Origin of the sequence: Pectobacterium sp. A5351 (assembly GCF_028335745.1) — a bacterium.
Classification (GTDB): domain Bacteria; phylum Pseudomonadota; class Gammaproteobacteria; order Enterobacterales; family Enterobacteriaceae; genus Pectobacterium.
The window spans coordinates 1,526,904-1,541,621 of record NZ_CP116477.1 but is presented as its reverse complement, the minus strand read 5'-3'; the positions used below and the strand labels follow the sequence as shown (position 1 = coordinate 1,541,621).

Here is a 14,718-nt window from a genome sequence, read left to right as displayed (position 1 = left end):
TGCCTTCGGGTTAAGTCTGGACGATAAATTTCTGGTCTGTGAAAAAACATTCCCTCAGCATCGGGGAAATATGCACATTTAGCGGATATTCCCCCGTTAGTGGCAATCACTTTCTGATATCATCAGACACAATTTCGACAATATAGCCCGAAGAAAACAAGGACATTGATATATCCATCATACTTCAAGTTGCATGTGCGTTGACTGACTGAAACACGAATTATTAGGATATATATCAATATGTAGCAGAGATAGAACAGAACGGTAGCAGTAAACCACGTGAGCTTGTTATGGTGTTGACTTAGCCCGCTATCTTTTCATACACAAGGAGATTTTGAATGACCACACCCTATGTGCCGCCAAAGGTCTGGCAGCCCACCTCTTCCGGTGGTGCCTTCGCCAATATTAACCGACCAATAGCCGGACCGACCCACGAAAAAGCGCTACCCGTTGGCAAACATCCACTTCAACTTTACTCGCTGGCGACGCCGAATGGCGTGAAAGTGACAATCATGCTGGAAGAACTGCTGGCGCTAGGCCATACGGGTGCCGAGTACGATGCCTGGCTGATTAAGATAGGTGATGGCGACCAGTTCTCGAGCGGGTTTGTCGACATCAATCCGAACGCCAAAATCCCCGCGCTGCTTGACCAAAGCGGCGAAAAACCGATTCGCGTGTTTGAGTCAGGTTCAATTCTAGTGTATCTGGCGGAGAAATTTGGTGCGCTGCTGCCAAACGACCTCTCGACACGCACTGAAACACTGAACTGGCTCTTCTGGCAGATGGGCTCTGCCCCTTACGTTGGGGGTGGATTCGGCCATTTCTACGCTTACGCACCAGAGAAATTGGAATACCCGATCAACCGATTTGCGATGGAAACCAAGCGCCAGTTAGATGTACTCAACCTCAGACTGGCAAAAAATCGCTATCTGGCAGGTGATAGCTACACGATTGCCGATATCGCCGTCTGGCCGTGGTACGGAGGACTGGTACAGAACGCGCTTTACTCCGCCGCAGAGTTCTTGTCCGTGCACGAATACACTCATGTGAAACGCTGGGCCGACGAAATTGCCGCCCGCCCTGCGGTGATTCGCGGTAGGAAAGTCAACCGTACCTGGGGGGACGAATCTGAGCAAGTCGCCGAACGCCATCAGGCATCCGATCTGGATTAATCCTCTGCCACCAGCCAATCAAGGCAGGTGGCATTCCACTTCACCTTTCGTTCGCTTTCTTTTCCGGTGCACGTTGTAGAGCACACTGAATTTGGCTACCTCAATATAGAGGAGATATACTCACCTCAATATTCTACGGGTGAACCAATAAGCAAAGCGTTTACGGCTAAATTTAAACTCGAAATGGCAAAACAGCTCCTCGACCAGAATTACACCCACGGTGAAGCGGCTAAAAAAATCGGCCTCTGCTCTCTAAAGGGAAGCAAAGGCCGAATGCTGTCGCTGTCAGAATGATTAACGACGCACTTTATTCAGTACCGTCTGAATCGCCGACGACAGTTCGTTGATCTCGAATTTCGCGACATAGGCATCCGCGCCAACATTGCGTACGTGGTCTTCGTTCGCGCTGCCAGACAGTGAAGAATGAATAACCACAGGGATGTTCTTCAGGAACTCTTCACGCTTGATATTTCTGGTCAGCGTAAAACCGTCCATTTCCGGCATTTCCAAATCGGTCAGAACCAGCGAGATCTTATCCGAAATAGGACGGCCTTCCGACTGCGATTCTTGCGCAATTTGCCGTATCTTATTCCAGGCATCTTGCCCAGTGATATGCATACTAAACGGGATACCCATCTGGGCCAGCCCCTGTTCAAGCAGTGAGCGAGCGACTTTGGAGTCTTCTGCTACAATCGCAATAGCGCCAGGCGTGTAGGGATAGGTTTTATCCTCTGAATTCTTGAGCTTGGTTTCTCGCTCGCCGGGGATGATATCAAACAGAATCTGTTCGACATCCAGCACTAACGCCAGACGATTACTGTCTTTATCAGTATCAAGACGCGCGATACTTGTGATGTAGGAGCTGCTAACACCCGCTTCAGCAGCCAGAACCTGACTCCATTCCAGACGAACGATATCATCGACCGATTCCACCGCGAACGCTTGCGTACTGCGCGCATACTCAGTGATCAGGAGAATATTCAGTCCGGTTTCCGGCGCACTGCCGACCACGGCTGGAAGATCGATAACAGGAATGATTTGCCCACGAATGTTGACCATACCCAACATCGGCGATTTCATGCCAGCGGCTTTGGTCAACGTAGGCATCGGCACAATTTCACGCAGTTTAAATACGTTGATGCCAAACAGCTCAGATTTGCCGCCTTCGGGTGATTTGCCCAACTGGAATAATAAGAGTTCAAATTTGTTAGCAGAGGTGAGGTTTGTTCTCTCATCGATTTCTTTTTGAAAATTATCCATGCTTTCCTCAGTGCGAGTCATTATAGGTATACCGTAACAAGGTAGCATTCAAGATGTGAGCAAACAGGAACCAACATCCGACCGCTCCACTGTACGTGATAGTCGTGTTCTTCAATCTTATCCAGTGTCAAACGTAAAATATTTTTAAGTGTGTCAGCTTCATCATCCAACGATGACAGTCATCGGGTCAGTAGTCTAATATCAGCCCTCTTCAGTATAACTGAAGGCTAGCATCCTCAAGGGGCAAATAACCTTTCCTGAATCATTAATATCGGCAGCATTTGCCAACACCTTATCCCAAATCATGACAGAAATTTTACCTGATAAGAAAACCCCACTCCGCTCTTGATACTACAAGCAGAAAAAAACTAAAACCACACCATACGGTTCAGTTTTAAAGAAACCGACAAACTGCTCGATATCTACGTCGCGAGGGAGAGGATTCGCCGATGCAACGGGGCATAACGCAGTTATTACCGGAAATTCAACTCACGCCCCCACTTTTTCATCAATGTGCTGCCGATTGGCGAACCAGTGCAGCTTGATACATCGCAGTTCGTGATTAGACAGGGAGATAGCAGCGCTGCCGTGCTGGATAGCAAACGCTGACTCAAGCCGCAGGGAGAGGAAATCCGTGCCGCGCAATCGCCGCGGTCATTAGTTCAGAAGGCTGCCCAACGATTAACAACAAAAAACGGCGGGGTTGATAAGTGAAAACGGATTATTTACTATCCAACTTCGTATGACGAGATTGCTGCTTTTAGGGCGCGTGGCTTGATACCACACGCCCTAAACTCAGTATACAGAACAGGAACAAAGTTATGGATAATTCCCTGGGTTGGCAAATCAATTTGTAACAATTTTTTTAAAATTTACTTTCTTAAATTTTTTATAAATTGCCCTGTTCATGGAAAAATTATAAGTGATATCATGGGGTAACAGTAGTTAGACTTAGGTATAGGTCAGCACTATACTTTTATGACGTCATCTATATCATTAGGTACATTATCGCTTTTTATTGAGGCTGTTACATGTCTGCATTTTGCTCTGATAATGAAATTATCAATAACACGATAAAAAGCTATCTTGGCCGAAAGTTAAAGCAATATGGCGACTTGAAATACGCCTACATGATCATGAACAAGAAAAATCCGTCTCAGGTTGTGATCATCTCAAATTATCCGCAAGAATGGGTTAATACCTACAAAGAAAATAACTATCAGCATATCGATCCCGTTATTTTGACAGCGATAAATAAAGTTTCGCCTTTCTCCTGGGAAGACAACATCGTTATTAACTCTAAGCTGAAATTCTCCAAGATTTTTAATCTGTCAAAAGAGTACGATATTGTTAATGGCTATACCTTTGTCCTGCACGATAACAATAATAATCTGGCGGCTCTATCGATTATGTTTGAAGAAAATACGCCAACAGATATGGAAGGAATTGTTGAGGAAAATAGAGACAAACTACAAATGCTGCTCATTGTCATTCATGAGAAAATCACTACGCTTTACAAAGAGATGACGCAAAGTCCCCAGAGCAAAAAACAAGGTGATAAAGAGATTTTCTCCCAGCGCGAAAACGAAATTCTCTACTGGGCTAGCATGGGCAAAACCTACCCGGAAATTGCGCTGATTCTGGATATCAAAATCAGCACCGTGAAATTCCACATTGGCAATGTGGTAAAAAAACTCGGCGTGCTGAATGCCAAACACGCAATAAGGCTCGGTGTCGAATTACAGCTCATCAAGCCGGAACCCTTATAATTGTCATCATGCCGATTCCCCTAGCTTACACATCGGCATGATGAGATAGGTGCTTACCTTTCTGTTGTGCATTCCTTTGGCTTCATGAGCGGTACATCGGGCTACGCACAGGTCAATGAAGGCCGAACGGTTGGCGTGGACGTGCGGGTCGACTTATTCTGATTTTTGTTCTGATTTCAGTCATCGCACATTCGTAGCACAACGGCCTGCCGGGATAACTTTCTGTCATCTCCGCAGGCCGTCTCTTCTTGTCGCATATTCCCCTTGCCGATTATCCCTCTTACAATCCGTTACTGATAACCTCAATCCGTTACCGATTAAGCTTTCGCCTTTGCCGCGGGGTCATATTAATGACATCGCTCCTGCACCATACTGAGCGTCGCGACTTTCTCATGCTCCGTTTATCCTGATGTTTTGCGCCAGCCGCATTCTGCCGGAGATCCATCATGACGCGTAATAAGCTTCTCCTCCTTCTGATTCCTGTTGTGGCCTTGCTGATTGCCGTGCTGTGGTGGTCGTTCGGGCGAGGAAACAGCAATGCACTGTGGGAGATCGTCAGCGAACAGTGTGTGCCCAATCAGCAGCGCAGCGGCAATCCCGCTCCCTGTCTGGAAGTCAATCTGGCGGAAGGTTACGTGCTTTTTGATGACAGAAACGGTCCCTATCACGACCTGCTGCTCCCAACGGATAAAATCAGCGGCATCGAAAGCCCTGAACTCTTGCAGCAAAACATACCCAATTTCTTTGAACAGGCCTGGGCGCGCCGCGGCCACCTTTCCCGCGAGGCAGGCAAACCGATCAGAGATGACTATCTTTCGCTGGCGATTAACTCACGCTATGGCCGCACGCAAAACCAGCTGCATATTCACATCGCCTGCCTGCGCCCGGAGATTTATCAGACGTTGAACCAGCAGTTTCCAACGCTCTCTGCCGACTGGAAACCGCTGACGGTGAAAATTAACGGGCACGTCTATCTGGCAAAAACGCTCACGGCGAACGAATGGGCGCAAAGCGACCCGTTTAAAACGTTAGATCGTTACGCCCAGCAGCGGAATGAGTCGATCGGCAAATACGGCCTTGCGATGGTCTCCACGCCAGCGGGCGAAAAGGTGCTGCTCGCCAGCAGTCTTGACGTGTTCAATATGAGCCTCGGATCGGTGGAAGAAATTCAGGACTTTTCCTGCGCGCTGGCGAAATAGCCGCTGACCGCGCCAGAAGACAGGTTCAGAGGACTGAAAGTCCTATAGCAATCAATTCGCTATAACTTATGACTTTTTGTTCATTGCATTGCCAACCGACCTCCGCCTAAAAAGTGGGAAAAATCGATATGTTAGGTAGCTGCAACATGCATCTGGATTTACGGCAATTACGCAATTTTCTTGCACTGGCCGAACATGGGAGTTTTGTACAGGCCGCAGAAGCCGTCTGTTTGTCACAGTCGGCATTCAGTCGCAGCATTCAGGCGCTGGAACAAACGATGGGACATCCGCTTATCGATCGTCAGAGCCGTCGCTTCGCGCTAACGTGGCAAGGCAATACGCTGCTGCCGTTTGCGCGCCGCATGCAGGAGCTGTCCTGGGAGTTGATGACCGACATGCGGCAGATCAGCGAGGCGCAGGAAGGTGAGCTGACGTTTGGGTGTGGCCCCGCACCGTCGACTACGCTAATTCCCAAAGCGGTCGCACATTTCCATGCCCTTCGCCCACGCGCCAGAGTCACCTACAGCGTGGATAACTGGCAGTCTCTGCGTGAGCGACTGCTGGCCGACGAATGGCCTTTTATCGTTGCCGATACCTGGCAGGCTGAAATGGAAACCCATCTCCACGTGCAACCATTAAGCCAGCAACGCTGCTTCTTTATCTGCCACTCTTCACACCCGCTGGCACAGCAGGCAACCGTGACGCCGGACGATTTGCTGCGCTTTCCGCTCGCGTCCCCATTTATGCCCGTCGGTATGCGCAAGGTGCTGGCCGCCTTAACGCGCCAGCCCGATTATCGGCCGCAGATTCAGTGTGACCATATCTATTCCGTCTTCAGCATCCTGCGGCACACTCAGGCCATCAGCTTTGCCAGCGAGGATGGCTTTGCGCTGGGACGATTAAGCCATCAGTTGGTAGAAATTCCGCTGACGGGCACGCCGCCGGAATGGGGAAATATGCAAACCCGATTCGGTATTGTCACCTGTTTGCAGAGAACGCTGCCACCGCTGGCTGAGTTGATGATCGAAAGCATACTGGCGCAGGACAAGCTGCGCTCACCCGCTCCGGCACTACCGACCCTGTGAGCGCATTCGTGATTATTTCGCGGGATTGCCGCTGGCGTCATACACCGACCAATTTGACTCCAGTCCTTTGGCCTTCAATGCCCGATCGGCAAACTCGCCAGCAAACCAGTCGCTGGCTGAAAACGAGTTACGAATGAGTCCGGCGGCTTTCGCCCGATCGATGCTGTCCTGCAAGCTGCTAAGCAGGAACGGATCGAGACGCGGTGAGCTTTGAAACGGGAGATCTTCCGCTTTCAGCTCTTCCTGAAAGATCGCCTGAGGAATCTGGCTCTGTTCTGCCATTAGCGCGGTATAGTCCGGCAGGTGCTGCGCCTCGCCGATCCACTGCGCATTGTCCACCAGCACATTCACCAGTTGCTGCGTTGTGCCGGGGTAGCGATCGATAAAATCCTGCGTCGCCAGCACCGCAGCCTGCGTGGTATTCGCCCAGCCCAGTGCCCGACTGGTGGTCACGATATGTATGCCCTGCTTACGCAACGCCAGCAGAGAAACTCCACCCCACACCGCATCCACGCGTCTGGCCGCCAGCGCAGCTTTGCCTGCCGTCCAGTCCAGATTGATCACCCGTACATCCCTTTCGTTCAGCCCGACACTTTTAATCGCGCGCTCAAACGACAGCTGATCGGCGGTTCCTTTGTAGACCGCAATCCGCTTACCGCGTAAATCTTCAATGCGTTGAATACCCGATTCCGGCGTCGCCGCCAGATAAGAATTAGAGCCGCGCGACCCCACCAGCACCCGCGTCGGCAATCCCCCCGCCCGACCAATAATGGCCGCCAGATCGCCCAGATACACCACATCCAGCTGTTTGTTCGCCAGCGCCTCATTCACCGCCGGCCCCGCACCTTTAAAGAACGACCACTGAATCTTGATACCCTGCGGTTCAAATTCTTTCTCCAGTTGCTTTTGAATATGTGCCAACCCCAGCGGCCCGCGGATAAAAGGCTTACTGCCCGCGCTCTGATCCGGTAAACCAATGCGGATCTCCGTCGGCTTCTGTACATCTTGCGGAACAGCATCGTTCGCCTGAACGGTCGATGCCGTTAGCGCAGCACTCATCAGCAGCGTAACGCCCATGATCTCACGCAGCCGCCGTCGCCAGCGAGCAAAAGGGGTTACCGACAAAATAGTTATCAATGGGAGTGATGGTTGTTGCATCGTGGTTTCCTCAGTAATCCGTTTCATCTGCCATGAAAACTAACGAACCGTCGGCATCAGGCTTAAATAACATTTACAGGTTTGCTCAGCGGAAAAAAGCATAAATCAGCGCTGACGGGCTCAGGCTACGCATATGCATTTATTGCACGGCGACCATCGCTTTATTGCATTGGCGTTCAACGCCGAAACCTGTTTTTTATTCCCTATTCATCAAAATGCGATGGTTTTCGGGAAAAATATGAATAAGTCGATGCTGCTGAAAAAAAACGCGATCGTTTGGCCTGCTCTGCCGATAGCACGGGTCTATTCGCTTGTCGTGCCAATAGTCGTGTCGCTTGTCGTACCACTAATTGTACCGCTGCTACTGCTGGCTCTGTGGTATATCAGTAACCACTACGGTTGGATGCCCACACAGATTCTCCCCGCTCCCGACGCTGTCGCTAAAACCGCCGTCGAGCTTTGGCATAACGATCTTCTGCCGCAGCTTTTCATTAGCCTGCAACGGTTAGCCAGCGGCCTGCTGGCGGGGTTACTCGCAGGAACACTGCTCGGTGCGCTCATGGGGGCTTCACGTCGCGCTGAACATCTGTTGCACCCGACGATCTACGCACTGGCGCAGATCCCGACGCTGGGCTGGATCCCGCTGTTTATGGTGCTGTTCGGCATTGATGACGGCCTGAAGCTGGCTGTCATCATCAAGGCGGTGATTATCCCTGTGACGCTGCATACGCAAACGGGCGTGCGTAATGTCCCGCCTGCGCTACAAGAAGTCGCTCGTACCCTGCGCCTGCCGTGGCACCAGCGCCTCATCAAGTTAACACTGCCTAGCACATTTCCCACCTGGCTAACCGGCTTACGGCTGGCGCTCTCACAGGCGTGGGTATCGCTAATCGTGGTCGAACTACTGGCATCATCGCAGGGCATTGGCTATTTGCTGGTGTGGGGACGCCAGTTGTTCCAGCTAGACATTGTATTTGTCTGCATCGCCATCATCGGGCTGGCGGGACTGGCGATGGAGTGGGCAATCAACCAGTTGGAACGCCGTCTGATTTTCTGGCCGCACCCGCCGCTTGGCCGCTTAACCGCCGCACCGTCTCGCCGCTTATCCGCATTGATTTTACCCTTTCTGCTTCTGTTGCTCTGGCAACAGGCCAGCCGTTTTGGCTGGATCGACCCGCTGCTGCTGCCACCGCCCGCTGATGTCTGGAACATGCTGCAGCAAGGCGTCCGTGACGGTTCGCTCACCGAGGCGATGCAGGCCAGCCTGACCCGTGCGCTCGCCGGTGCACTATGCGGCATTGCCGCAGGCCTCGTGTGCGGCGTGCTGCTGGGACTGAATGCCACCAGCGATGCCCTCGTTACCCCTACGGTCGCGACGCTGCGCCAGATCGCGCTGTTTGCCTGGCTGCCGCTGCTGACCGCCTGGGTTGGTAACGATGAAGCTGGGAAAATCACCTTTGTCGCACTGGCCTCCTTCTTCCCGATGCTGGTAGCCAGCCATCGGGGTATCCGCCAGCGTTCTCAGGCGTTACAGGAAGTCGCACAGGTGTTGCAGCTCCGTCTCTCGACCCGCTTGCGGGTACTGATTTTGCCTGGAGCCGCCCCCGCGATCTTCGCCGGTTTGCGCCTGTCGCTGATTTACGCCTGGCTTGGGACTATCGGCGCAGAATATTTCATGTCATCCGGCACCGGGATCGGCAGCCTGATGATCAACGCCCAACAGTTACTCGATATGCCTCTGATTATCAGCGGCATGCTGCTGATTGGATTAACGGGCGCGGTGCTCGACCGTGTCGGATTCGGTCTGGAACAGCGGATGACGCGCTGGCGTTCTGCAGGAGAAATCGCATGACGTCCACTCCCCTTGATGTGCCGCCGCCGGTGGTGCAGTTCGATCGCCTGCGTAAACAGTTTCGCGTTCAGGGTGAGACGCTGACGGTGATTGAGGACTTTTCCCTGTCGATTCACAGCGGCGAACTGGTGGCGATTGTCGGCAGCAGCGGCTGCGGCAAATCCACGCTGTTGCGTATGTTGGTCGGCCTGGACAACGACTATCAGGGACGTGTGCTGGTGGAAGGCAAAACCGTACGCGGCATCGGACGTGAGCGCGGCATGGTATTTCAGGAACCACGCCTGTTTCCGTGGCTGACGGTACGGCAAAACATCGCGCTCGGGCTGGCGAATGAGTCAATCAACGACAAAGAACGGAAGCGCCTGATCGACCACTTTATTCAACTCGTGCATTTGCAGGATTTTGCCGATGCCCTGCCCGCCCAGCTTTCCGGCGGCATGGCGCAGCGTGTCGCCATCGCACGCGGACTCGTTGCCAATCCGCGCATCCTGATGCTGGATGAACCGTTTGGTGCGCTGGATGCATTAACCCGCCAGCAGATGCAACAGGAGCTACGCCGCATTCATCAGGCGGAGGGCACCACCACGCTGCTGGTCACACACGACGTCGAAGAAGCCGTCTATCTCGCCGATCGCGTTGTCGTGCTGGCACCGCGGCCGGGTCGTATCCGCCAGATTGCGACGATTTCGCTACCACATCCGCGCCAGCGTGACAGCCAGCACTTCCACCAGCAGTGCAGCGACCTGCTCGCTCTGCTGACGCTGCCTGCCGATACGGCTGAACTTTCTTCTCTGAACACGTAACTATTGGAGCACCATTATGGGACACCCTTCCGTCTACCCGACCGGCACAACAATTTACAACCCGGAAAAAGCCTGGGGCGGCTACACCGTCTTTCAGGCGTTGGAACGCGGCGCGGTGCTGGTGGATATGAACGGCACCGAACTGCGCCTGTGGGAAGGCCTGCACGGCTTCCCCAACAAAATCCTGCCCGGCGGTTACATCCTCGGGCACAGCGGCGAACGAGATTCGCGCTACGGCATGCAGGACATGGTCGATCTGATTCAGGTAGACTGGGACGGCAACGTCGTCTGGAAATTTAACGGCTATGAACACATCACCGACCCCGACCTTCCGCCTGTATGGATGGCGCGCGTCCATCATGATTATCAACGCAGCGGTAATCCGGTCGGCTACTACGCACCAGGTCAGGAACCGCAGTCGATTGGCGGTAACACGCTATTGCTGGCGCACACCAACCTGCACAATGAACGCATCAGCGACAAACTGCTGCTCGACGACACCATCATCGAGGTGGACTGGGAAGGTAATATCTTGTGGGAATGGCGTTGCAGCGACCATTTCGATGAGCTGGGCTTTGACGACGACGCGAAAACCGCGCTGTACAACAATCCTAACCTGCGCAAAAGCGGCGGTGGGATGGGCGACTGGATGCACATCAACTCCATGTCGGCACTCGGCCCCAATCCGTGGTTCGATCAAGGCGATACCCGTTTCCACCCGGATAACATCATCTGGGACGCGCGCGAGTCCAACATCATCGCCATCATCGACAAGCAGAGCGGCCATATCGTCTGGCAGCTTGGTCCGAATTACAACACGCCGGAATTCAAACACATTGGCTGGATTATCGGCCAGCACCACGCCCACATGATCCCCGCGGGCTTGCCAGGCGCGGGCAATATTCTGGTGTTTGATAACGGCGGCTGGGCAGGCTACGGCGCGCCCAATCCGATGTCGGCCGACGGGGTGAAAAACGCCTGGCGTGACTATTCCCGCGTGCTGGAAATCAACCCGGTAACGCTGGATATTGTCTGGCGCTATTCGCCCTACGAAGCAGGCATCCCGCACCCGACCGATGCCTTCCGTTTTTACAGCCCGTACATCAGTAATATCCAACGCCTGCCGAACGGCAATACGCTGATTAATGAAGGCGCCAACGGTCGACTATTTGAAGTCACCGTCGATCACGAGATTGTCTGGGAGTTTATTTCCCCGTATTGGGGCAAGACGGTGAATACCAACATGTTATATCGCGCTTACCGCGTGCCCTACGAGTGGGTGCCACAGTTGCCGCGTCCACAGGAAACCCCGGTGATCGCCCCCGACAACACCCAGCTACGTCAACCCGGTGCCGCCGCACCTGGCTTCGCCAGCGTGATTCGTATTGACGGTACGCGCCCTTATAAAAAGAGCGGCGATGCCCTGTGCGTCGCAACCGACAGCGAAGACCTCAAGCGCAGTCCGAAGCTCTTTGTCGTCAACCGAGAGCGCTTTGCTCCACTGACCGCCGACGACTGGCCTGAACTGGCAGCCCAACAAGGCCCACAGTTGCTACTGGTCGGCGCGGAGCGCTGCATCCACTGCAAAAGCCTCTACCGCCAGCTAGAAGCAATTTTGGGTAAAGAGGAATACCGTCAGTTGCCGAGCCATTATCTGGACGCCGATCATCACATTGCGCTGGCGGAGAAATTGGCGGTCAGAACGTTGCCGACCTTACTCTGGATCGAAAACGGTGAAGAGCTTGCTCGCTTGAGCGGCGCACAGCAGCCCGAACGCTTGCGGCAATGGCTGGCAGAGCGACAGAGATAAATCTCACGTCTTAACGCGATCTCGCTCCCAGTGAGATCGCTTTGTTACTTTCATTTCTCACTTTTCCTGCGTACAACCTTCCATACCGACGCAGTTGTCCTCCGAGTTTCTTCCCTGCAAGTATCTGTCTCTTTACCATTGCCTACAGATTACTCAGGGACGGAACCACAGCATGGCCGCACATGATGCGATTTTTAAACAGTTTCTCAGCGACTCAACCGTCGCAAAGGATTTTTTCTCTATCCATCTGCCAGAGGAAATCAGGACTATCTGCGATTTCAGCTCACTACAACTGCAATCGGCCTCTTTTGTAGATGAGGAACTACGCGCAAGAATATCGGATATGCTGTACTCGATTCATACCACCTCAGGGCAAGGTTATATCTATTGCGTGATCGAACATCAGAGTCGCCCAGAAAAGCTGATGCCATTTCGCCTACTGCGCTACGCGCTTGCGGCCATGCAGCAACACCTCTCTCAAGGCCACGATACGTTGCCGCTCGTTGTTCCTTTGCTGTTTTACCACGGCCAGCGTAGCCCTTATCCCTATACGCTACGCTGGCTCGACGGTTTTGCTGATGCCATTCAGGCAGAAAAGCTCTACAACGCCCCCTTTCCGTTGGTTGACCTGACGGTGATACCAGATGAGGATATCAAGACGCATCGCCGCATGGCGCTGTTGGAACTGGTACAAAAACACATCCGCACGCGAGATATGCTGGAACTGGCGCAGGATATCGGGCTATTATTTGAGCGCTGGCAGGTACCACTGCCGCAAAAAAGAGCGATACTGTTTTACATCGCGCGGAGCGGCAACACCTCAAGGCCAGCAGAGTTTATTGAGGCCGTCGCGCAATCTCTGTCAACAGATCGGGAGGCGATCATGACCATCGCACAGCAGCTTGAGAAAATCGGGTTTGAAAAAGGCATCAAGCATGGCATGCAGCAGGGGATACAGCGCGGCATGGAACAGGGAATGAAAACCAGTGCTCGAAACATTGCTCGTCAGCTTTTGTTAAGCGGTATGGAACCTGCTCAGGTTTGTCAGATTACTCAGTTGAGCACGGCGGAACTGGCACAACTTGTTGATTCATCGAATGAGTAGGCTCTAAAGATAGTCTGCACCTTCCGACAATTTATTACTCCCCCTCTTTTCATCATCGACGCTGTCGGCTAAGACGGCGCTGTTGCGCCAATTTATACGCGTTAGATCACATTTCCTTTGCATCACTTCATTGCAATTTGTTATGTTATTACATAACCATTCACACTAACCCTATACGTTAGCCATGATTAACTGGAACAGACACACAGACGCTATTCTTCAGGTAGAAAGCCTTAACCTGTCTATTGGCGGCGAAATCAAAGTCAGCGATATCAGCTTTACGCTGTCCGCGGGCGAACGTGTCTGTTTGCTCGGCGCATCCGGTTCCGGTAAGTCTCTCACCGCCAAAGCGATCATCGGCACACCGCCAGCAGGCTGTCAGAGTCGAGGCAGTATTCGAATCAATGGCGAAGACGTCAGCCAATTGAAAGCGCTGGCGCGCCCGCAGGCCGGACGCGTCTCTGCCGTGTTCCAGGACTCGGCAACGGCGCTTAATCCTCTCATGCGGTTAGGAAAACAACTGTCACTGGCGTTGAAGACCACCTCTTCCGTTGAGCTTTCTGCGCTCCTTAGCGCCATGCAGTTGGATGATATCCCCAATCTGTTGCAACGCTATCCTGCCGAACTGTCCGGCGGCCAGCGTCAGCGCATTTGTATTACCCTTGCGCTGCTCGGCAAGACGCGTTTGCTGGTGGCGGGCGAACCCACTACCGCGCTGGATGTCATGACTCAGCAGCAGGTCTTGCAGGTCTTACAGAAGCGTAGTTCGCAGCCGGATGCCCCCGCTCTATTGTTTATTACGCATGATATCGCCGTTGCCGCCCAGCTTTGCCAACGCGGTCTGATCATGGAAAACGGTCGGATCGTTGAATCCGGCAGTATGCTGCAATTGCTGAATGCGCCACAGCAGCCGTATACCCGCAGTCTGGTCGCCGCCGCACGTCGCGCTGACACGCTTTTATCCGACAATGTGTTATTGACGACAAATGTATCGCCTGCAACCGTTGCCGGAGCACTCGCCGGATGAACCACCACCTACATGCGGTTCTCACACCGTTTTTAAGCCTCGAACACGTCAGCCGCTATCGTCAAACGTCGCGTTTGCCGTGGTAAAAGATCGATCCTGCCAGTGCAATTTTTCACGACCTGTCGCTGAATATGCAACAGCATGAACGCGTCAGTCTGGTTGGCGCTTCCGGCTGTGGCAAATCCACGCTGCTGAAAACCCTGCTCGCGCTTGAAGCGCCGGAAAGTGGCGTGGTGTACTGTGACGGTAACCTGATTAAGTCCGGCTCGGTGCGTTCACTGCGCTGGTATCGCACGATATTTCCATGCTCGCCGGGCTGTGCGACAGAATGCTGGTCATGGATAACGGCCGCATCATCGAAGATCGCCCGACAACTGACGTGCTGGCCTCACCACAGCAGGCGCACACCGCCCGTCTATTGCAGGCGGTGCCCGCGCTATCGACCTTTGGCGATTAGCTCGCCGAAAACGCGCTTTTT

11 protein-coding genes and 1 pseudogene are annotated in these 14,718 nt (G+C 53.1%); 10 read left to right on the top strand and 2 right to left on the bottom strand.

Annotation, left to right across the window (positions count from 1 at the left end):
• Positions 1 to 338: 338 nt before the first annotated feature.
• Positions 339 to 1,172: a glutathione-dependent disulfide-bond oxidoreductase gene (gene yghU, locus O1Q74_RS07310; RefSeq protein WP_271877625.1), complete on the top strand. Its 834-nt coding sequence runs from the start codon at positions 339 to 341 to the stop codon at positions 1,170 to 1,172.
• 294 nt (positions 1,173 to 1,466) lie between these two features.
• On the opposite strand, the gene O1Q74_RS07305 is transcribed toward yghU, so the two are convergent.
• Complete coding sequence (locus O1Q74_RS07305) at positions 1,467 to 2,432, bottom strand: chemotaxis protein (protein WP_271877622.1); 966 nt, start codon at positions 2,430 to 2,432, stop codon at positions 1,467 to 1,469.
• Between the two features lie 1,031 nt (positions 2,433 to 3,463).
• On the opposite strand from O1Q74_RS07305, the gene O1Q74_RS07295 reads away from it, so the two are divergent.
• The 3 genes from O1Q74_RS07295 to O1Q74_RS07285 all read left to right on the top strand — a co-directional run bounded on the left by O1Q74_RS07295 (position 3,464) and on the right by O1Q74_RS07285 (position 6,485).
• Positions 3,464 to 4,201, top strand: coding sequence for a LuxR family transcriptional regulator (locus O1Q74_RS07295; RefSeq protein ID WP_271877619.1), 738 nt, complete (start codon positions 3,464 to 3,466; stop codon positions 4,199 to 4,201).
• Between the two features lie 446 nt (positions 4,202 to 4,647).
• On the top strand, positions 4,648 to 5,400 hold the full coding sequence (locus O1Q74_RS07290) for a CDP-diacylglycerol diphosphatase (RefSeq protein ID WP_271877616.1): 753 nt from the start codon (positions 4,648 to 4,650) through the stop codon (positions 5,398 to 5,400).
• A 146-nt stretch (positions 5,401 to 5,546) separates the two neighbouring features.
• Positions 5,547 to 6,485, top strand: coding sequence for a LysR family transcriptional regulator (locus tag O1Q74_RS07285; RefSeq protein WP_271878810.1), 939 nt, complete (start codon positions 5,547 to 5,549; stop codon positions 6,483 to 6,485).
• 12 nt (positions 6,486 to 6,497) lie between these two features.
• Here the strand turns inward: O1Q74_RS07285 and O1Q74_RS07280 are convergent, their stop codons facing one another.
• The gene (locus tag O1Q74_RS07280; RefSeq protein WP_271877613.1) at positions 6,498 to 7,643 is read right to left on the bottom strand and encodes an ABC transporter substrate-binding protein; all 1,146 of its coding nucleotides are present in this window, start codon (positions 7,641 to 7,643) and stop codon (positions 6,498 to 6,500) included.
• Between the two features lie 133 nt (positions 7,644 to 7,776).
• Between O1Q74_RS07280 and O1Q74_RS07275 the strand changes: the two genes are divergently transcribed.
• From O1Q74_RS07275 to O1Q74_RS07250, 6 genes and pseudogenes are all read left to right on the top strand, one after another.
• Positions 7,777 to 9,495, top strand: coding sequence for an ABC transporter permease (locus O1Q74_RS07275; protein WP_271877610.1), 1,719 nt, complete (start codon positions 7,777 to 7,779; stop codon positions 9,493 to 9,495).
• Entirely contained in the window at positions 9,492 to 10,298 is an 807-nt protein-coding gene (locus O1Q74_RS07270) for an ABC transporter ATP-binding protein (protein ID WP_271877607.1), read from the top strand. The genes O1Q74_RS07275 and O1Q74_RS07270 overlap by 4 nt, the downstream gene beginning before the upstream one ends.
• Positions 10,299 to 10,314: 16 nt before the next feature.
• Positions 10,315 to 12,108, top strand: coding sequence for an aryl-sulfate sulfotransferase (locus O1Q74_RS07265; protein WP_271877604.1), 1,794 nt, complete (start codon positions 10,315 to 10,317; stop codon positions 12,106 to 12,108).
• 172 nt (positions 12,109 to 12,280) lie between these two features.
• A complete protein-coding gene (locus O1Q74_RS07260; RefSeq protein ID WP_271877602.1) occupies positions 12,281 to 13,213 on the top strand; it encodes an Rpn family recombination-promoting nuclease/putative transposase in 933 nt (310 codons plus the stop codon).
• Between the two features lie 184 nt (positions 13,214 to 13,397).
• Positions 13,398 to 14,240 (top strand): ATP-binding cassette domain-containing protein, encoded by an 843-nt coding sequence (locus tag O1Q74_RS07255; protein WP_271877600.1) that lies wholly within the window; start codon positions 13,398 to 13,400, stop codon positions 14,238 to 14,240.
• Positions 14,237 to 14,697 (top strand): annotated as a pseudogene (locus O1Q74_RS07250) (ATP-binding cassette domain-containing protein). The gene O1Q74_RS07255 and the pseudogene O1Q74_RS07250 overlap by 4 nt, the downstream one beginning before the upstream one ends.
• The last annotated feature ends 21 nt before the right edge of the window (positions 14,698 to 14,718 follow it).

Excerpts from the sequence above, each read along its gene's own strand:
- O1Q74_RS07265 (WP_271877604.1), top strand. The coding sequence starts at position 10,315 with ATGGGACACCCTTCCGTCTACCCGACCGGCACAACAATTTACAACCCG.
- O1Q74_RS07305 (WP_271877622.1), bottom strand. The coding sequence starts at position 2,432 with ATGGATAATTTTCAAAAAGAAATCGATGAGAGAACAAACCTCACCTCT.
- O1Q74_RS07270 (WP_271877607.1), top strand. The coding sequence starts at position 9,492 with ATGACGTCCACTCCCCTTGATGTGCCGCCGCCGGTGGTGCAGTTCGAT.
- O1Q74_RS07260 (WP_271877602.1), top strand. The coding sequence starts at position 12,281 with ATGGCCGCACATGATGCGATTTTTAAACAGTTTCTCAGCGACTCAACC.
- O1Q74_RS07290 (WP_271877616.1), top strand. The coding sequence starts at position 4,648 with ATGACGCGTAATAAGCTTCTCCTCCTTCTGATTCCTGTTGTGGCCTTG.
- yghU (WP_271877625.1), top strand. The coding sequence starts at position 339 with ATGACCACACCCTATGTGCCGCCAAAGGTCTGGCAGCCCACCTCTTCC.
- O1Q74_RS07285 (WP_271878810.1), top strand. The coding sequence starts at position 5,547 with ATGCATCTGGATTTACGGCAATTACGCAATTTTCTTGCACTGGCCGAA.
- O1Q74_RS07295 (WP_271877619.1), top strand. The coding sequence starts at position 3,464 with ATGTCTGCATTTTGCTCTGATAATGAAATTATCAATAACACGATAAAA.
- O1Q74_RS07275 (WP_271877610.1), top strand. The coding sequence starts at position 7,777 with ATGCATTTATTGCACGGCGACCATCGCTTTATTGCATTGGCGTTCAAC.
- O1Q74_RS07255 (WP_271877600.1), top strand. The coding sequence starts at position 13,398 with ATGATTAACTGGAACAGACACACAGACGCTATTCTTCAGGTAGAAAGC.
- O1Q74_RS07280 (WP_271877613.1), bottom strand. The coding sequence starts at position 7,643 with ATGCAACAACCATCACTCCCATTGATAACTATTTTGTCGGTAACCCCT.